The organism is Lutibaculum baratangense AMV1, from assembly GCF_000496075.1.
In the GTDB taxonomy this organism is placed as follows: Bacteria; Pseudomonadota; Alphaproteobacteria; order Rhizobiales; family Tepidamorphaceae; genus Lutibaculum; species Lutibaculum baratangense.
Window position 1 is genome coordinate 1 of sequence record NZ_AWXZ01000014.1, and the last position, 15,023, is coordinate 15,023.

The window sequence follows — 15,023 nt, forward strand, 5'->3', positions numbered from 1 at the left end:
GGAAGCCGGTCGTGCGTCCGGCCTTCATGGCCGGGCGCCCGCCAGTTCGGGACAACGATAATGAACGGGCAGAACATCCGGATCCGGCTCAAAGCCTTCGATCACCGGATCCTAGATGCTTCGACGCGGGAAATCGTGAACACCGCGAAGCGGACCGGCGCGCGCGTGCGTGGCCCTGTGCCGCTGCCGACGCGGATCGAGAAGTTCACGGTGAACCGTTCGCCGCACATCGACAAGAAGTCGCGTGAGCAGTTCGAGATGCGCACCCACAAGCGGTTGCTCGACATCGTCGAACCCACCCCACAGACAGTCGATGCGCTTATGAAGCTCGATCTCGCCGCTGGCGTTGACGTCGAGATCAAGCTCTAAGGCCGAGAAAGACGAGGCTGACATGCGCTCTGGTTTGATCGCGCAGAAGGTCGGCATGACCCGGATCTTCACCGAATCCGGCGAACAGGTGCCGGTCACGGTGTTGCGGGTCGAGGGCTGCCAGGTTGTGGCCCAGCGGACCGAAGAAAAGAATGGGTATACCGCGCTCCAGCTCGGAGCCGGCCTGGCCAAGGCGAAGAACACGTCGCGCCCGATGCGCGGCCACTTCGCCGTCGCCCAGGTCGAGCCGCGCCGGACGCTCGCCGAGTTCCGCGTGAGCCCGGAGAACATGATCGACGTCGGTGCGGAGATCACTGTCGACCACTTCGTGGCCGGCCAGTATGTCGACGTCACCGGCACCTCGATCGGCAAGGGCTTCGCCGGCGCCATGAAGCGGCACAATTTCGGCGGCCTGCGTGCTTCGCACGGCGTGTCGATCTCGCACCGCTCGCACGGTTCGACCGGTCAGAACCAGGATCCCGGCAAGGTCTTCAAGGGTAAGAAGATGGCCGGCCACATGGGCGACGAGCGGGTGACGACGCAGAACCTGCAGGTCGTGAAGACCGATGCAGAGCGTGGCCTGATCATGGTCCGCGGTGCGGTGCCGGGCTCGAAGGGCGGCTGGGTTCTCCTGAAGGACGCAGTGAAGCGCAAGCTTCCGGACGGCGTGCCGTTCCCGGGTGCCGTGAAGGCGGCGAACGGCGGGGCTGCAGCCGAGACCGGCGGCGAAGCCGGCCAGGAGGCGTGAGGACAATGAAGCTCGACGTAATCGCGCTCGACGGCAAGACGGCCGGCTCGGTGGAGCTCTCGGACGAGATCTTCGGTCTCGAGCCGCGCGAGGACATCATTCAGCGCATGGTGCGCTGGCAGCTGGCGAAGCGCCAGGCCGGCACGCACAAGTCGAAGACGCGCGGCGAGATCCGCGCGACGACTGCGAAGATGTTCAAGCAGAAGGGCACGGGCCGCGCGCGGCACGGCGCCCGGACGGCTCCGCAGTTCCGCGGCGGCGGCAAGGCGTTCGGCCCGGTCGTGCGCAGCCACGCCCACGACCTTCCCAAGAAGGTTCGGGCGCTCGCGCTGAAGCATGCGCTCTCGGCGAAGGCGAAGGGCGAGGCGATCGTCGTGATCGACGACGCGGTCGCTGGCTCGCCGAAGACGAAGGCGCTGGGCGAGCAACTCGCCAAGCTCGGCTGGACGTCCGCCCTGGTGATCGGCGGCGCGGAGCTCGACGACAACTTCAAGCTCGCCGCGCAGAACATTCACAGCGTTGACTTTCTGCCCGTGCAGGGAATCAACGTGTACGACATTCTTCGGCGCGACACGCTCGTGTTGACGAAGGCGGCGGTCGAGGCGCTGGAGGAGCGGTTCAAATGAATCCGAAGCTTTACGACATCCTCGTCGCGCCGGTGATCACCGAGAAGTCGACTCTGGCCTCCGAGAACGGCCAGGTCGTGTTCCGGGTTGCGAAGGACGCGACGAAGCCCCAGATCAAGGCCGCCGTCGAGGCGCTCTTCTCCGTGAAGGTGAAGGCCGTCAACACGCTGGTCCGCAAGGGCAAAACGAAGCGCTTTCGCGGCGTGAAGGGCAAGCAATCCGACGTCAAGAACGCGATCGTGACCCTCGAGGAGGGGCACTCGATCGACGTGACGACGGGGCTGTGACGGGAACGGACCGATGGCACTGAAGCATTACAATCCGATCACGCCGGGGCAGCGCCAGCTCGTCATCGTCGACCGGAGCGGCCTCTACAAGGGCGATCCGGTCAAGTCGCTGACCGAGGGCCTGACCAAGAAGGGCGGCCGCAACAACCTGGGTCGTATCACGGCCCGGCGTCGCGGCGGCGGTCACAAGCGGCTCTATCGCGTCGTCGACTTCAAGCGCACGAAGTTCGACGTCTCCGCGACGGTCGAGCGGCTCGAGTACGACCCGAACAGGTCGGCCTTCATCGCGCTCCTCAACTACGAGGACGGCGAGCAGGCCTACATCCTTGCGCCGCAGCGCCTGCAGGTCGGCGACAAGGTCGTCTCCGGCAAGCAGACCGACGTGAAGCCCGGCAACGCGATGCCGCTGTCCGCGATCCCGATCGGCACGATCGTCCACAACGTGGAGATGAAGCCGGGCAAGGGCGGGCAGATCGCACGCTCGGCCGGAACCTACGTACAGCTCGTCGGGCGCGACCAGGGCTACGCGGTGCTTCGCCTGAACTCGGGCGAGCAGCGCATGGTTCACGGCAGCTGCATGGCGACGGTGGGCGCGGTCTCGAACCCGGACCACTCGAACACGAACATGGGCAAGGCGGGCCGCGCACGGTGGGCCGGCAAGCGTCCTTCGGTCCGTGGCGTCGTGATGAACCCGGTCGACCATCCGCACGGCGGCGGCGAAGGCCGCACCTCGGGCGGCCGCCACCCGGTAACCCCGTGGGGCAAGCCGACGAAGGGCAAGCGGACCCGCAAGAACAAGGCGACGCAGAAATACATCCTGCGCTCGCGTCACCAGAAGAAGAAGTAAGTCGAGGTTCCGATGACCCGCTCAGTCTGGAAAGGTCCGTTCGTCGACGGCTTCCTCCTCAAGAAGGCAGAAGCTGCACGGCAGTCCGGCCGGAACGACGTGATCCGGATCTGGAGCCGCCGCTCCACGATCCTGCCGCACTTCGTCGGCCTGACCTTCGGCGTGCACAACGGGCAGAAGCATATCCCGGTGCTCGTCACCGAGGACATGGTCGGCCACAAGTTCGGCGAGTTCGCGCCGACCCGCACCTATTACGGCCATGCGGCCGACAAGAAGGCCAAGAGGAGGTAAGGGATGGGCAAGCCCGTGACCCCGCGCAGGCTCGCCGACAACGAGGCGAAGGCTGTCGCGCGCATGCTTCGCATCAGCCCTCAGAAGCTGAACCTCGTGGCCGGCCTGATCCGCGGCAAGAAGGTGTCGTCCGCCCTGGCGGATCTCACCTTCTCGCGCAAGCGGATCGCCAAGGACGTCAAGAAGACGCTCGAATCGGCTATCGCGAATGCCGAGAACAACCACGACCTCGATGTCGACGACCTCGTCGTCGCCGAGGCCTTCGTGGGCAAGGCGCTCGTGATGAAGCGCTGGGAGCCGCGGGCGCGTGGACGCGTCGGCCGGATCCAGAAGCCGTTCTCGAACCTCACGATCGTCGTCCGTCAAGTCGAGGAGACCGCCTGATGGGCCAGAAAATCAATCCGATCGGCCTGCGGCTCGGGATCAACAAGACCTGGGACTCCCGCTGGTTCGCCGACGACAAGGAGTATGGCGAGCTGCTGCACGAGGATCTGCGGATCCGCAAGATGCTGCAGAAGTCGCTGAAGCAGGCCGCGGTGTCGAAGATCGTCATCGAGCGTCCGCACCGGAAGTGCCGGGTCACGATCCACTCGGCCCGCCCGGGAATCGTCATCGGCAAGAAGGGCGCGGACATCGAGAAGCTGCGCCGCCGCATCTCGCAGCTCACGAAGAGCGAGGTGCACCTGAACATCGTCGAGGTCCGCAAGCCGGAGACGGACGCGAACCTCGTGGCGGACTCGATCGCGCAGCAGCTCGAGCGGCGCGTGTCCTTCCGCCGCGCGATGAAGCGTGCCGTGCAGTCCGCCATGCGCCTCGGCGCCGGCGGCATCCGCATCAACTGCTCCGGCCGTCTCGGCGGTGCCGAGATCGCGCGCATGGAGTGGTACCGCGAGGGCCGCGTGCCGCTGCACACGTTGCGCGCCGACATCGACTACGGCGAGGCGACGGCCGTGACGGCCTACGGCACGTGCGGCGTGAAGGTTTGGATCTTCAAGGGCGAGATCCTCGAGCACGACCCGATGGCGTCCGAGCGGCGTGCGACTGAGGCCGCCGAGAGTGGCGGCGGTGGTCGCGGACGTCGCGAGCGCGAGCGCGCGGGTTGAGGCGTCGAGGCTGAAGGCAAGAGAGAGAACAGATGCTGCAACCAAAGCGCACGAAGTTCCGCAAGCAGCACAAGGGACGCATTCATGGCGTCGCCAAGGGCGGCACGGAGCTGAATTTCGGCGCCTTCGGCCTGAAGGCGCTGGAGCCAGAGCGCATCACGGCCCGCCAGATCGAGGCCGCGCGCCGTGCCATCACGCGTCACATGAAGCGTGCGGGCCGGGTGTGGATCCGGATCTTCCCGGACGTGCCGGTTTCGAAGAAGCCGACCGAGGTCCGCATGGGCAAGGGCAAGGGCTCGCCGGAATACTGGGCGGCCAAGGTCAAGCCGGGGCGGATCATGTTCGAGATCGACGGCGTGCCGAACGACGTTGCCCGCGAGGCGCTTCGTCTCGGCGCGGCCAAGCTGCCGGTGAAGACGCGCTTCGTGCAGCGTCTCGGCAGCGACAGCGCGGGAGCGTGACGATGAAGGCGAGCGACCTCAAGGGCAAGACGCCCGACCAGCTCAAGGACGAGCTGCTTCGACTGAAGAAGGAGCAGTTCAACCTGCGCTTCCAGCAGGCCACCGGGCAGCTCGAGAACAGCGCGCGCGTGCGCCAGGTGCGTCGCGACATCGCGCGGGTCTCGACCTTCCTGTCCGAGGCTGGCCGCGGCGCGGCGAAGGGCTAAAGGAACGAACGAGATGCCGAAACGAGTGATGCAGGGCGTCGTCGTCAGCGACACCAACGACAAGACCGTGGTCGTGCGCATCGAGCGACGCTACACCCACCCGCTTCTGAAGAAGACGGTGCGGACGAGCAAGAAGTATCACGCGCACGACGAAGACAACCGGTGCAAGGCGGGAGACATCGTCCGGATCGAAGAGACCCGGCCGCTGTCGAAGACCAAGCGCTGGGTCGTGCTGGCGGACTGAACGCAAAGAAGAATCGAACAGGATCCCGCGACCTGGCTGAGGCGCGGAGATCGGAGTTGAGAGGCCGGCCATGATCCAGATGCAAACCAACCTCGACGTCGCCGACAATTCCGGCGCCCGACGTGTGCAGTGCATCAAGGTGCTCGGCGGCTCCAAGCGCAAGACCGCTTCCGTCGGCGACATCATCGTCGTCAGCGTCAAGGAAGCGATCCCGCGGGGCCGCGTGAAGAAGGGTGACGTCATGAAGGCGGTGATCGTGCGCACCGCGAAGGATATCCGCCGCCCGGACGGCAGCGTGATCCGCTTCGACCGGAACGCGGCCGTGCTGATCGGAAACAACAAGGAGCCTGTGGGCACGCGTATCTTCGGACCGGTTCCGCGCGAGCTTCGCGCGAAGAACCACATGAAGATCGTGTCGCTGGCGCCGGAGGTTCTCTAAACATGGCAGCGAAGATCAGGAAGGGTGACCGCGTCGTTGTCACGACCGGTCGCGACAAGGGCCAGGAGGGCGCCGTCCTCAAGGTTCTTCCCAAGGACAACCGTGCCATCGTTCAGGGTGTGAACCTCGTGCGTCGGCACCAGCGCCAGTCTCCGAACCAGGAGGGCGGGATCGTTTCCAAGGAAGCGAGCATCGACCTGTCCAACCTGGCGCTTCTGGATCCGAAGGACGGCAAGCCGACCCGTGTCGGCTTCAAAACCCTCAACGACGGTCGCAAGGTACGCTTTGCCAAGCGCTCGGGAGAAGAGATCGATGGCTGAGGCAGCTTACGAGGCCCGGCTCAAGGGCGAGTACGCCAACCAGATCCGCCCGAAGCTCATCGAGAGCTTCGGCTACAAGAACCCCATGCAGGTTCCGCGGCTGGAGAAGGTCGTGCTCAATATGGGCGTCGGCGATTCCGTGGGCGATTCCAAGCGCGCCCAGGCTGCCGCGAACGAGCTTTCGATCATCGCCGGCCAGAAGGCGCTCGTGACCCGCGCGCGGACGTCGATCGCGACGTTCAAGCTGCGCGAGGGCATGCCGATCGGCGCGAAGGTGACGCTCCGCGGGAACAGGATGTTCGAGTTCCTCGACCGTCTGGTAAATATCGCGCTGCCGCGCGTTCGCGATTTCCGGGGCCTCAACCCCAAGAGCTTCGATGGCCGTGGCAACTACGCGATGGGCATCAAGGAGCACATCATCTTCCCCGAGATCGAGTACGACAAGGTCGACCGGATCATGGGGATGGACATCATCGTCTGCACAACGGCGCGGACGGACGACGAGGCGCGGGAACTGCTTCGCGGCCTCAACTTCCCGTTCCGCAAGTGAACCGGCAGCCATAAGGAGATCGACATGGCGAGGAAAGGCCAGATCGAGAAGAACAAGCGCCGGCAGCGGATGGCGAAGAACTACGCGCCGAAGCGCGCTGCGCTGAAGGCGCTCGCCAACGACGAGTCGCTTTCGAACGAGGAGCGCTTCCAGGCGCGCCTGAAGCTCTCGGAGCTGCCGCGGAACTCCGCGCCCAACCGCGTCCGCAACCGCTGCGACGTGACGGGCCGGCCGCGCGCGTACTACCGCAAGCTGAAGATGTCGCGTATCGCGCTTCGGGAACTGGGCTCGCGCGGCCTGATCCCGGGCCTGGTCAAGTCGAGCTGGTGAGGATTTTCAGACATGGCCATCAGCGATCCCATCGGTGACATGATCACGCGCATCCGCAATGCGCACATCCGCCGCAAGACGAGGGTGACGACGCCGGCTTCCAAGCTGCGCGGCCGCGTTCTCGACGTGCTCCAGTCCGAAGGCTTCATCCGTGGCTACTCCATGGTGGAGTACGAGGGCGGCAAGCTCGAATACGACATCGAGCTGAAGTACTTCGACGGCGAGCCCGTGATCCGGAAGATCGAGCGCGTCTCGAAGCCGGGCCGCCGGGTCTACGCTTCGGTTCGCACGCTCCCGGTCGTGAATAACGGCCTCGGCGTCTCCATCGTGTCGACGCCAAAGGGTGTGATGCCCGACTGGCAGGCGCGCGAGGAGAATGTCGGCGGCGAGGTTTTGTGCCGCGTCTTCTAAGGCGGCGACAGGAATTATTGGAGACGGTTCAATGTCGCGTATCGGAAAGAGGCCCGTGCCCGTGCCGGGCGGCGTCACCGCGACGGTCGAGGGCCAGCGCGTCAGCGCCAAGGGCCCGAAGGGCGAGCTCTCCGTCGTGCTGCACGACGACGTGAAGGTGGAGCAGACGGACGAGGGCATCTCGATCATGCCCCGCACCGAGACGAAGCGCGCTCGCTCCATGTGGGGCATGTCGCGCACGATGGTCTCGAACATCGTCGGCGGCGTGTCCGAGGGCTTCCAGAGGCGTCTGGAGATCCAGGGCGTCGGCTATCGCGCCCAGCTTCAGGGCAAGAACCTGCAGCTGGCGCTCGGCTTCTCGCACGAGGTGCTGTTCCCGATCCCGGAGGGCATCACCATCGAGGTGCCGCGCCCGACCGAGATACTGGTGTCCGGCATCGACAAGCAGCGTGTCGGTCAGGTTGCGGCCAACATTCGCGACTACCGTCCGCCGGAGCCCTACAAGGGCAAGGGCGTGCGCTATGGCGACGAGTTCGTCATGCGCAAGGAAGGCAAGAAGAAGTAACGGGTGCGGATATGACAAAAGGACTGACGCGTCAGGAAAAGCGCACCCTGCGGGTGCGCCGCGCGCTGAAGAAGGCGGCCAACGGTCGCCCGCGGCTCAGCGTCTTCCGCTCCTCGAAGCACATCTACGCCCAGGTCATCGACGACGGCGTCGGCCGGACGCTCGCGTCGGCCTCGACGATCGAGAAGGACCTGCGCGAGGAGCTGAAGACCGGTGCCGACGTGAGTGCGGCCGCCCGGGTCGGGAAGCTGCTCGCCGAGCGCGCGACGGAGGCGGGCGTCAAGGACGTCATCTTCGACCGTGGCGGCTACCTCTATCACGGCCGGGTCAAGGCCCTGGCCGACGCCGCCCGCGAAGGCGGTCTGAGCTTCTAACGCGCTCGCAGAGACACGAAAGGGACTATCGTGGCAGGACCCAGAGAAGACCGCGAGCGCGACAGCGAATTCGTTGACAAGCTCGTCCACATCAACCGCGTCGCGAAGGTCGTCAAGGGCGGCCGTCGCTTCGGCTTCGCAGCACTGGTCGTCGTCGGCGACCAGAAGGGCCGTGTCGGCTTCGGCCACGGCAAGGCGCGCGAGGTGCCGGAGGCGATCCGCAAGGCGACGGACGCGGCGAAGCGCTCGATGGTGCGCGTGCCCCTGCGCGAGGGCCGGACGCTGCACCACGACGTGCACGGCCGCCACGGCGCCGGCAAGGTGATCCTGCGTGCCGCTCCCGCCGGCACCGGCATCATCGCGGGCGGCCCGATGCGCGCCGTCTTCGAGACGCTCGGCGTCCAGGACATCGTGGCGAAGTCGCTCGGCTCGTCGAATCCGTACAACATGGTCCGGGCGACGTTCGACGCGCTGAAGAACGAGGACAGCCCGCGCTCGGTCGCGGCGCGTCGCGGCCTCAAGGTGTCGGCGCTCCAGGCCCGTCGCCGCGAGGGCCAGGCCGACGTCGCCGAAGCCTGATCGCCGCGGCAGGAGCAGGTTAGATGGCGAAGAACAACGAACAGACGATCACGGTCGAGCAGATCGGCAGCCCTATCCGGCGTCCGAAGGACCAGCGCGCGACGCTGGTCGGCCTCGGCCTCAACAAGATCCGCCGCCGCTCCACGCTGCCGGATACGCCGGAGGTTCGCGGCATGATCGCGAAGGTCGGCCATCTCGTGCGCGTGGTCGAGGGCAAGTGAACTAGAGCCCGCGAGGAGCTGAAGACATGAAACTCAACGAGATCGCGGATCTCCCGGGTGCGACCCACGCGCGCAAGCGCGTCGGGCGCGGCATCGGGTCGGGCCTCGGCAAGACCGCAGGCCGCGGCCACAAGGGCCAGAAGAGCCGCACCGGCGTCGCCGTGAAGGGCTTCGAGGGCGGCCAGATGCCGATCTACCGGCGGCTCCCGAAGCGTGGCTTCAAGAGCCTGAACCGGAAGGACTACTCGGTCCTCAACCTCGGTCGCATCCAGGAGGCCTTCGACGCGGGCAAGCTGTCCGCCGATGGCGAGGTGACGATGGAGCAGCTCGTCGCCGCCGGTCTCGCCCGGAAGTCGAGCGACGGCGTGCGCCTCCTGGCCGAGGGCGAGCTGAAGACCAAGGCGACGTTCAAGGTGCATGGCGCCTCGAAGAGCGCCGTCGAGGCCATCGAGAAGGCCGGCGGCAGCGTCGAGATCATCGGCGGCCGGAAAGCCGACCCCGAGGCGACGGCCGAGTAACGGCCGTCATATCCTTGCCCTACCACCGGTAGGGCATCTCGGGGGGCGTATCGGAGCAGCATATGGCGTCAGCAGCCGAACAACTGGCCGCGAACCTCAACTTCGGGGCCTTTGCCAAGGCCGAGGAACTGAAGAAGCGCATCTGGTTCACGCTGGGTGCGCTGCTTGTCTATCGGCTGGGCACGTACATTCCGCTCCCGGGCGTCAACCCGGCCGCGGTTGCCGAGATCTTCAATCGCAACGCCTCCGGCCTGCTCGGCATGTTCAACATGTTCTCGGGCGGCGCCGTCGGGCGCATGGCGATCTTCGCGCTCAACATCATGCCGTACATCTCGGCGTCGATCATCGTTCAGCTGCTGACGGCGGTTTCGCCGCAGATGGAGCAGCTGAAGAAGGAAGGCGAGGCCGGGCGGAAGAAGCTCAACCAGTACACGCGCTACGGAACGGTCTTCCTGGCCGCCGTGCAGGGCTTCGCGATCGCGCAGGGCCTGCAGAGCACCGGCAACATCGTTCTGGACCCCGGGCCGTTCTTCATCATCTCCACCGTCATCACGCTGACGGGCGGCACGATCTTCCTGATGTGGCTCGGCGAGCAGATCACCCAGCGCGGCGTCGGCAACGGCATCTCGCTGATCATCTTCGCGGGCATCGTGGCCGAGCTTCCGTCGGCGCTCGCCGGCATGCTCGAACTCGGCCGCCAGGGGTCGCTGTCGACGGCGATCATCCTCGGCGTCATCCTGCTGGCCATCGTCGTGATCGCCTTCATCGTGTTCATGGAGCGCGCGCAGCGGCGGCTTCTGATCCAGTATCCGAAGCGCCAGGTCGGCAACCGGATGTATCAGGGCGATTCGTCGCATCTGCCGCTGAAGCTGAACACTGCCGGCGTGATTCCGCCGATCTTCGCCTCGTCGCTGCTTCTGCTGCCGATCACGGCCGCGAACTTCATGAGCGGGACGGGGCCGGAGTGGCTGAACACGACGGTGGCGCTGCTCGGCCGCGGCCAGCCGCTGTTCATGGCGATCTACGCGGCGGGGATCATCTTCTTCGCCTTCTTCTACACCGCCGTCGTCTTCAATCCGTCGGACACGGCGGACAACCTGAAGAAGCATGGCGGCTTCATCCCGGGCATCCGCCCCGGCGAGCGGACCGCCCAGTACATCGACTACGTGCTGACGCGGATCACCGTCATCGGCGCGGCCTATCTGACGATCGTCTGCCTGCTGCCGGAGTTCCTGGTGGCGAACTGGAGCGTGCCCTTCTATTTCGGCGGCACGTCTCTGCTCATCGTGGTCTCGGTCACGATGGACACCGTGGCCCAGGTACAGGGGCACCTTCTGGCGCACCAGTACGAGGGCCTTGTGAAGAAAGCACGCCTGCGGGGGGGCAAGCGTAGATGAGATTGATATTCCTGGGACCGCCGGGGGCGGGGAAGGGCACCCAGGCCGCGCGGCTTGCAGATCACTACGGGATCGCCCAACTATCGACGGGCGACATGCTGCGGGCCGCGGTCGCCGCGGAGACCAATATCGGGCTCGCGGCCAAGGACATCATGGCCCGCGGGGAGCTGGTGCCGGACGAAGTGGTCGTCGAGATCATTTCCCAGCGGGTCGAGGAGCCGGACTGCGCGAACGGCTTCATCCTCGACGGCTTTCCCCGAACGGTCGCCCAGGCCGCGGCGCTCGACGAGTTGCTCGCTCAGAAGAGGCTCGACCTCGATGCGGTTCTCGAGCTTTCGGTCGATGACGGCGTGCTGATCCAGCGGATCGAGAAGCGCGCGAAGGAGACGGTCGGCGGCCCGCGGGACGACGACAACGCGGAAGCCCTGAAGAACAGGCTCGGGGTCTACAACAGGCAGACCGCGCCGCTTGTCGCCTATTACAGGGAGCGCGGTCTCCTGAAGACTGTGGACGGCATGGCGGGAATCGACGATGTCACCGCAGAGATACTTCGGGCCCTCGAGGCCCGGTAGACGAGAGTTTCACGATCGAGGTTGACGACGTCGTCACCGATGCGCTATCAGACCCGTCTCATTCGCGAGACGTAAGTTGACGGGTTCTGCTGGCGGTGAAGCGCTGCGGAGCCTTTTGTCGCGCTGCGCGGTCGGTCCCTTGATCTGACGAAGAGAATGAACGTAGGCCGCGATCAGGTGGCCGGGGAATTTGGAGCGAGAATCGTGGCTCGTATTGCAGGCGTCAACATCCCGACGAACAAGCGTGTGGAAATCGCGCTTTGCTACATTCACGGCATCGGCCGCACGCAGGCGAAGAAGATTTGCGAAGCTGCGCAGATCCCCGCCGAGCGTCGCGTGAACGAGCTGTCTGACGCCGAGGTCGGCCAGGTCCGCGAGATCATCGACCGGGACTTCATCGTGGAAGGCGACCTGCGTCGCGACACCGCGATGAACATCAAGCGGCTGATGGACCTTGGCTGCTACCGCGGCCTGCGTCACCGCCGCGGCCTCCCGGTTCGCGGTCAGCGCACCCACACGAACGCCCGCACCCGCAAGGGTCCGGCCAAGCCGATCGCCGGCAAGAAGAAGTAAGCGGCGCGGCCACCCGTGCAGTCGCGTAGCCCGCAGAGGACATAGGTTAGATGGCGAGAGATACCAATCGCGTTCGTCGGCGCGAGCGCAAGAACATTACCGCTGGCGTGGCTCACGTGAATGCCAGCTTCAACAACACGATGATCACGATCACCGACGCGCAGGGCAACGCCATCTCCTGGTCGTCGGCCGGCACGATGGGCTTCAAGGGCTCGCGCAAGTCGACGCCCTATGCCGCCCAGGTCGCGGCCGAGGATGCCGGCAAGAAGGCCGCCGAGCACGGCATGCGGACGCTCGAGGTCGAGGTGACCGGCCCAGGCTCGGGCCGCGAGTCGGCGCTGCGTGCGCTGCAGGCCGCGGGTTTCACCATCACGTCGATCCGCGACGTGACGCCGATCCCGCACAACGGCGTCCGTCCCCGCAAGAAGCGCCGCGTCTGACATTTTTTATTCCCCGCGGCGCCGGTTCGGCCGGCTGCCGCGACGGGCGCATGTTCGCTTCCCGCGAACGACGCGTTGCGCCGCTGACTGACGAGGTCCGATCGTGATTGAAAAGAACTGGCAAGAGCTGATCAAGCCGAACAAGCTGCAGGTCACGCCGAGCCGTGAGGGCAAGAAGCTGGCGACGGTCGTCGCCGAGCCGCTCGAGCGGGGCTTCGGCGTGACGCTCGGAAACGCGCTGCGGCGCGTGCTTCTGTCGTCGCTGCAGGGTGCCGCGGTGACGTCGGTGCAGATCGACGGCGTCCTGCACGAGTTCTCGTCGATCCCCGGCGTGCGCGAGGACGTGACGGACATCGTCCTCAACATCAAGGAAATCGCCCTGAAGATGGGCGGGGACGGCCCGAAGCGGATGACGCTGCGCAAGCAGGGGCCGGGTCAGGCGACCGCCGGCGACATCCAGGCGGTCGGCGACATCCAGGTTCTGAACCCCAACCTCGTTCTCTGCACGCTCGACGAGGGCGCGGAGATGCGCATGGAGTTCACGGCCGATGTCGGGAAGGGCTACGTCCCCGCAGACCGCAACCGTCCGGACGACGCGCCGATCGGCCTCATCCCGGTCGACAGTCTGTTCTCACCGGTGCGCCGCGTGTCCTATCGCGTCGAGAACACCCGCGAGGGTCAGATTCTCGACTACGACAAGCTGACGATGGAAGTCGAGACGGACGGCTCGGTCTCCGCCGAGGACGCCGTGGCCTACGCCGCGCGTATCCTTCAGGACCAGCTCGAGGTCTTCGTGAACTTCGAGGAGCCGAAGCCCGAGGTCGTCGAGGACATGGTCCCCGAACTGGCCTTCAACCCGGCCTTGCTGAAGAAGGTCGACGAGCTCGAGCTCTCGGTCCGTTCGGCGAACTGCCTGAAGAACGACAACATCGTCTATATCGGCGACCTCATCCAGAAGAGCGAGGCGGAGATGCTCCGCACCCCGAACTTCGGGCGGAAGTCGCTGAACGAGATCAAGGAAGTGCTGGCGCAGATGGGCCTGCACCTCGGCATGGAAGTGCAGAACTGGCCGCCTGACAACATCGACGAGCTGGCCAAGCGCTACGAAGACCACTACTGAGAACACCAATTCGTGCCGCTGCCCCGTTCATGAGGCGCGCGGCGACTGATCGACGAGGGAGACTATCATGCGCCACGGCAAGGCAGGGCGGAGGTTCAACCGCAGCTCGAGCCATCGCCAGGCGATGCTCGCCAACATGGCGGTGTCGCTGCTGAGGCACGAGCAGATCGTGACGACCCTGCCGAAGGCGAAGGAGCTTCGGCCGGTGGTCGAGAAGCTGATCACGCTCGGCAAGCGGGGCGATCTTCACGCGCGCCGTCAGGTGATCAGCCAGATCGGCGACAAGGCCGTCGCCGCCAAGCTGTTCGATGCCCTCGCTGATCGCTATCGGGACCGCAATGGCGGCTATACGCGCGTCCTGAAGGCGGGCTTCCGCCACGGCGACGCCGCACCGGTGGGCGTGATCGAACTCGTCGATCGTGATCCCGACGCCAAGGGCGCGGACGACCGTGCGCGCCTCGAGGCCGAGGAGCGGGAAGAGCTCGAGAACGCCTGATCGGCGATCTCCGTCCATCCGCTTTCCAGAGGGCAGCCTTCGGGCTGCCCTTTTCGTTTGGCGTTGTGGGCGACGGGACGTGAAATCGTCGATGAACGCCGAGCCTGGCGGCATCTTTGGTGCCAGAAGGTGTTCGGCGTGATGAGGAGCTTCTTGGCTGGTCTGCTCGAGCCGCCGTTGTCGCGATTGTGGGCATCGACGCCATGAGGCGGTTGCTGAAGCGCACCGCCCTGGCGGTCGCCGCGGGTGCCGCCGTGGCACTTCTCGCGCTGGCGCTCGGGGTTCTCGTTCCGCGGCCGGGCTCGGCCGTTCCCGCGTCGCGGGGGGAGGGCGCGCGGGTGCTGCTGCTCGCCAACCCGATCCACACCGACATCGTGCTGCCCGCGACGCCGGAGATACTCGGGCGGTTCGAGTTTCTGGCCGAGGACGGGCTGGCGCTCGACCACCCGGACCTTGCAAACCTCGTCTTCGGCTGGGGCGCGCGCGACTTCTACATCAACACGCCGATCTGGTCGGATCTGCGCCCGGGACCGGCGGCGAGGGCGCTGACGGTGGACCGGTCGGTCATGCACGTCTCCCTGGCCGGACCGATCGGAGAAGACGGGCCGGACCTGCGCTGCCTCGATCTCGGGGAAGCGGAGCTCGACCGATTGCTCGCGGCGATCGAGGCCCGCTTCAGCCGGGGCGCAGGTGGTCGTCCCCGCCTGATCGCGGGTGCCGGCTATACGCCCTACGATCGCTTCTACGAGGCTGAGGGCTGGTTCAACCTTCTCGTGGGCTGCAATACCTTCACGGCCGGCGCCCTCCGCGCCGCCGGAATCACCACCGGCCTCTGGACGCCTCTTCCAGCGACGCTCTTCCTGTCGCTGGACCTGCACGAACCCGCAACGTGCTGACGGGGCGGCAGAGGTCTGCCCTGTCCAACTCGCGAATCTG

28 protein-coding genes are annotated in these 15,023 nt (G+C 66.1%); all 28 read left to right on the top strand.

The window, feature by feature from the left end; genetic code table 11:
- Nucleotides 1-60: 60 nt before the first annotated feature.
- The 28 genes from rpsJ (at nt 61) to N177_RS03765 (ending at nt 14,983) form a co-directional block, all read left to right on the top strand.
- Complete coding sequence (gene rpsJ, locus N177_RS03630; protein ID WP_023430878.1) at nt 61-369, top strand: 30S ribosomal protein S10; 309 nt, start codon at nt 61-63, stop codon at nt 367-369.
- 22 nt (nt 370-391) lie between these two features.
- Complete coding sequence (gene rplC / locus N177_RS03635; protein WP_023430879.1) at nt 392-1,117, top strand: 50S ribosomal protein L3; 726 nt, start codon at nt 392-394, stop codon at nt 1,115-1,117.
- Between the two features lie 5 nt (nt 1,118-1,122).
- Entirely contained in the window at nt 1,123-1,743 is a 621-nt protein-coding gene (gene rplD, locus N177_RS03640) for a 50S ribosomal protein L4 (RefSeq protein ID WP_023430880.1), read from the top strand.
- Nucleotides 1,740-2,030: a 50S ribosomal protein L23 gene (locus N177_RS03645; protein WP_023430881.1), complete on the top strand. Its 291-nt coding sequence runs from the start codon at nt 1,740-1,742 to the stop codon at nt 2,028-2,030. The genes rplD and N177_RS03645 overlap by 4 nt, the downstream gene beginning before the upstream one ends.
- Before the next feature lie 13 nt (nt 2,031-2,043).
- Entirely contained in the window at nt 2,044-2,877 is an 834-nt protein-coding gene (gene rplB, locus N177_RS03650) for a 50S ribosomal protein L2 (protein ID WP_023430882.1), read from the top strand.
- 12 nt (nt 2,878-2,889) lie between these two features.
- The gene (rpsS, locus tag N177_RS03655) at nt 2,890-3,168 is read left to right on the top strand and encodes a 30S ribosomal protein S19 (RefSeq protein WP_023430883.1); all 279 of its coding nucleotides are present in this window, start codon (nt 2,890-2,892) and stop codon (nt 3,166-3,168) included.
- Nucleotides 3,169-3,171: 3 nt separating this feature from the next.
- Entirely contained in the window at nt 3,172-3,552 is a 381-nt protein-coding gene (gene rplV, locus N177_RS03660; protein ID WP_023430884.1) for a 50S ribosomal protein L22, read from the top strand.
- A complete protein-coding gene (rpsC, locus tag N177_RS03665) occupies nt 3,552-4,271 on the top strand; it encodes a 30S ribosomal protein S3 (RefSeq protein ID WP_023430885.1) in 720 nt (239 codons plus the stop codon). The genes rplV and rpsC overlap by 1 nt, the downstream gene beginning before the upstream one ends.
- 32 nt (nt 4,272-4,303) lie before the next feature.
- Nucleotides 4,304-4,732 carry a 50S ribosomal protein L16 gene (rplP, locus tag N177_RS03670; protein WP_023430886.1) on the top strand — a complete coding sequence of 143 codons (429 nt, stop codon included), beginning with the start codon at nt 4,304-4,306 and terminating at the stop codon, nt 4,730-4,732.
- A gap of 2 nt (nt 4,733-4,734) precedes the next feature.
- Entirely contained in the window at nt 4,735-4,938 is a 204-nt protein-coding gene (rpmC, locus tag N177_RS03675; protein ID WP_023430887.1) for a 50S ribosomal protein L29, read from the top strand.
- A gap of 13 nt (nt 4,939-4,951) precedes the next feature.
- Nucleotides 4,952-5,182: a 30S ribosomal protein S17 gene (gene rpsQ, locus N177_RS03680; RefSeq protein WP_023430888.1), complete on the top strand. Its 231-nt coding sequence runs from the start codon at nt 4,952-4,954 to the stop codon at nt 5,180-5,182.
- Between the two features lie 70 nt (nt 5,183-5,252).
- Nucleotides 5,253-5,621: a 50S ribosomal protein L14 gene (gene rplN / locus N177_RS03685; protein ID WP_040485100.1), complete on the top strand. Its 369-nt coding sequence runs from the start codon at nt 5,253-5,255 to the stop codon at nt 5,619-5,621.
- 2 nt (nt 5,622-5,623) lie between these two features.
- The gene (gene rplX, locus N177_RS03690) at nt 5,624-5,941 is read left to right on the top strand and encodes a 50S ribosomal protein L24 (RefSeq protein WP_023430890.1); all 318 of its coding nucleotides are present in this window, start codon (nt 5,624-5,626) and stop codon (nt 5,939-5,941) included.
- The gene (rplE, locus tag N177_RS03695; protein ID WP_023430891.1) at nt 5,934-6,491 is read left to right on the top strand and encodes a 50S ribosomal protein L5; all 558 of its coding nucleotides are present in this window, start codon (nt 5,934-5,936) and stop codon (nt 6,489-6,491) included. Before rplX ends, rplE begins: the two co-directional genes overlap by 8 nt.
- A 24-nt stretch (nt 6,492-6,515) precedes the next feature.
- Entirely contained in the window at nt 6,516-6,821 is a 306-nt protein-coding gene (rpsN, locus tag N177_RS03700; protein ID WP_023430892.1) for a 30S ribosomal protein S14, read from the top strand.
- A gap of 12 nt (nt 6,822-6,833) precedes the next feature.
- A complete protein-coding gene (gene rpsH, locus N177_RS03705; RefSeq protein WP_023430893.1) occupies nt 6,834-7,232 on the top strand; it encodes a 30S ribosomal protein S8 in 399 nt (132 codons plus the stop codon).
- A gap of 31 nt (nt 7,233-7,263) precedes the next feature.
- Nucleotides 7,264-7,797, top strand: a complete 534-nt coding sequence (gene rplF / locus N177_RS03710) for a 50S ribosomal protein L6 (protein ID WP_040485101.1) — start codon at nt 7,264-7,266, stop codon at nt 7,795-7,797.
- Nucleotides 7,798-7,808: 11 nt separating this feature from the next.
- The gene (gene rplR, locus N177_RS03715; protein ID WP_023430895.1) at nt 7,809-8,171 is read left to right on the top strand and encodes a 50S ribosomal protein L18; all 363 of its coding nucleotides are present in this window, start codon (nt 7,809-7,811) and stop codon (nt 8,169-8,171) included.
- 27 nt (nt 8,172-8,198) lie between these two features.
- Complete coding sequence (gene rpsE, locus N177_RS03720) at nt 8,199-8,750, top strand: 30S ribosomal protein S5 (protein WP_081718350.1); 552 nt, start codon at nt 8,199-8,201, stop codon at nt 8,748-8,750.
- Between the two features lie 23 nt (nt 8,751-8,773).
- On the top strand, nt 8,774-8,971 hold the full coding sequence (rpmD, locus tag N177_RS03725) for a 50S ribosomal protein L30 (RefSeq protein WP_023430897.1): 198 nt from the start codon (nt 8,774-8,776) through the stop codon (nt 8,969-8,971).
- Nucleotides 8,972-8,997: 26 nt separating this feature from the next.
- Nucleotides 8,998-9,489, top strand: coding sequence for a 50S ribosomal protein L15 (gene rplO, locus N177_RS03730; protein ID WP_023430898.1), 492 nt, complete (start codon nt 8,998-9,000; stop codon nt 9,487-9,489).
- Nucleotides 9,490-9,551: 62 nt separating this feature from the next.
- Complete coding sequence (gene secY / locus N177_RS03735; RefSeq protein ID WP_023430899.1) at nt 9,552-10,886, top strand: preprotein translocase subunit SecY; 1,335 nt, start codon at nt 9,552-9,554, stop codon at nt 10,884-10,886.
- Entirely contained in the window at nt 10,883-11,458 is a 576-nt protein-coding gene (locus tag N177_RS03740; protein ID WP_023430900.1) for an adenylate kinase, read from the top strand. The genes secY and N177_RS03740 overlap by 4 nt, the downstream gene beginning before the upstream one ends.
- Before the next feature lie 204 nt (nt 11,459-11,662).
- Nucleotides 11,663-12,031 (top strand): 30S ribosomal protein S13, encoded by a 369-nt coding sequence (rpsM, locus tag N177_RS03745; RefSeq protein ID WP_040485102.1) that lies wholly within the window; start codon nt 11,663-11,665, stop codon nt 12,029-12,031.
- Nucleotides 12,032-12,081: 50 nt separating this feature from the next.
- The gene (gene rpsK / locus N177_RS03750; RefSeq protein ID WP_023430902.1) at nt 12,082-12,471 is read left to right on the top strand and encodes a 30S ribosomal protein S11; all 390 of its coding nucleotides are present in this window, start codon (nt 12,082-12,084) and stop codon (nt 12,469-12,471) included.
- Between the two features lie 100 nt (nt 12,472-12,571).
- Nucleotides 12,572-13,591, top strand: coding sequence for a DNA-directed RNA polymerase subunit alpha (locus tag N177_RS03755; RefSeq protein ID WP_040485103.1), 1,020 nt, complete (start codon nt 12,572-12,574; stop codon nt 13,589-13,591).
- Between the two features lie 67 nt (nt 13,592-13,658).
- Entirely contained in the window at nt 13,659-14,087 is a 429-nt protein-coding gene (gene rplQ / locus N177_RS03760; RefSeq protein WP_023430904.1) for a 50S ribosomal protein L17, read from the top strand.
- 203 nt (nt 14,088-14,290) lie between these two features.
- On the top strand, nt 14,291-14,983 hold the full coding sequence (locus tag N177_RS03765) for a TIGR02117 family protein (RefSeq protein WP_051402236.1): 693 nt from the start codon (nt 14,291-14,293) through the stop codon (nt 14,981-14,983).
- The last annotated feature ends 40 nt before the right edge of the window (nt 14,984-15,023 follow it).

Bases quoted from the DNA above. Each gene is read 5' to 3' on its own strand.
- rpsJ (WP_023430878.1), top strand. From the start codon at position 61: ATGAACGGGCAGAACATCCGGATCCGGCTCAAAGCCTTCGATCACCGG.
- rplO (WP_023430898.1), top strand. From the start codon at position 8,998: ATGAAACTCAACGAGATCGCGGATCTCCCGGGTGCGACCCACGCGCGC.
- rplD (WP_023430880.1), top strand. From the start codon at position 1,123: ATGAAGCTCGACGTAATCGCGCTCGACGGCAAGACGGCCGGCTCGGTG.
- rpsH (WP_023430893.1), top strand. From the start codon at position 6,834: ATGGCCATCAGCGATCCCATCGGTGACATGATCACGCGCATCCGCAAT.
- rpsK (WP_023430902.1), top strand. From the start codon at position 12,082: ATGGCGAGAGATACCAATCGCGTTCGTCGGCGCGAGCGCAAGAACATT.
- rpsN (WP_023430892.1), top strand. From the start codon at position 6,516: ATGGCGAGGAAAGGCCAGATCGAGAAGAACAAGCGCCGGCAGCGGATG.
- rplN (WP_040485100.1), top strand. From the start codon at position 5,253: ATGATCCAGATGCAAACCAACCTCGACGTCGCCGACAATTCCGGCGCC.
- rplR (WP_023430895.1), top strand. From the start codon at position 7,809: ATGACAAAAGGACTGACGCGTCAGGAAAAGCGCACCCTGCGGGTGCGC.
- rpsQ (WP_023430888.1), top strand. From the start codon at position 4,952: ATGCCGAAACGAGTGATGCAGGGCGTCGTCGTCAGCGACACCAACGAC.
- N177_RS03765 (WP_051402236.1), top strand. From the start codon at position 14,291: ATGAGGCGGTTGCTGAAGCGCACCGCCCTGGCGGTCGCCGCGGGTGCC.
- N177_RS03740 (WP_023430900.1), top strand. From the start codon at position 10,883: ATGAGATTGATATTCCTGGGACCGCCGGGGGCGGGGAAGGGCACCCAG.
- rplB (WP_023430882.1), top strand. From the start codon at position 2,044: ATGGCACTGAAGCATTACAATCCGATCACGCCGGGGCAGCGCCAGCTC.
- rplE (WP_023430891.1), top strand. From the start codon at position 5,934: ATGGCTGAGGCAGCTTACGAGGCCCGGCTCAAGGGCGAGTACGCCAAC.
- N177_RS03645 (WP_023430881.1), top strand. From the start codon at position 1,740: ATGAATCCGAAGCTTTACGACATCCTCGTCGCGCCGGTGATCACCGAG.
- rpsS (WP_023430883.1), top strand. From the start codon at position 2,890: ATGACCCGCTCAGTCTGGAAAGGTCCGTTCGTCGACGGCTTCCTCCTC.
- secY (WP_023430899.1), top strand. From the start codon at position 9,552: ATGGCGTCAGCAGCCGAACAACTGGCCGCGAACCTCAACTTCGGGGCC.
- rpmD (WP_023430897.1), top strand. From the start codon at position 8,774: ATGGCGAAGAACAACGAACAGACGATCACGGTCGAGCAGATCGGCAGC.
- rplC (WP_023430879.1), top strand. From the start codon at position 392: ATGCGCTCTGGTTTGATCGCGCAGAAGGTCGGCATGACCCGGATCTTC.
- rpmC (WP_023430887.1), top strand. From the start codon at position 4,735: ATGAAGGCGAGCGACCTCAAGGGCAAGACGCCCGACCAGCTCAAGGAC.
- rplV (WP_023430884.1), top strand. From the start codon at position 3,172: ATGGGCAAGCCCGTGACCCCGCGCAGGCTCGCCGACAACGAGGCGAAG.
- rplQ (WP_023430904.1), top strand. From the start codon at position 13,659: ATGCGCCACGGCAAGGCAGGGCGGAGGTTCAACCGCAGCTCGAGCCAT.
- rplX (WP_023430890.1), top strand. From the start codon at position 5,624: ATGGCAGCGAAGATCAGGAAGGGTGACCGCGTCGTTGTCACGACCGGT.
- rplF (WP_040485101.1), top strand. From the start codon at position 7,264: ATGTCGCGTATCGGAAAGAGGCCCGTGCCCGTGCCGGGCGGCGTCACC.
- rpsC (WP_023430885.1), top strand. From the start codon at position 3,552: ATGGGCCAGAAAATCAATCCGATCGGCCTGCGGCTCGGGATCAACAAG.
- rplP (WP_023430886.1), top strand. From the start codon at position 4,304: ATGCTGCAACCAAAGCGCACGAAGTTCCGCAAGCAGCACAAGGGACGC.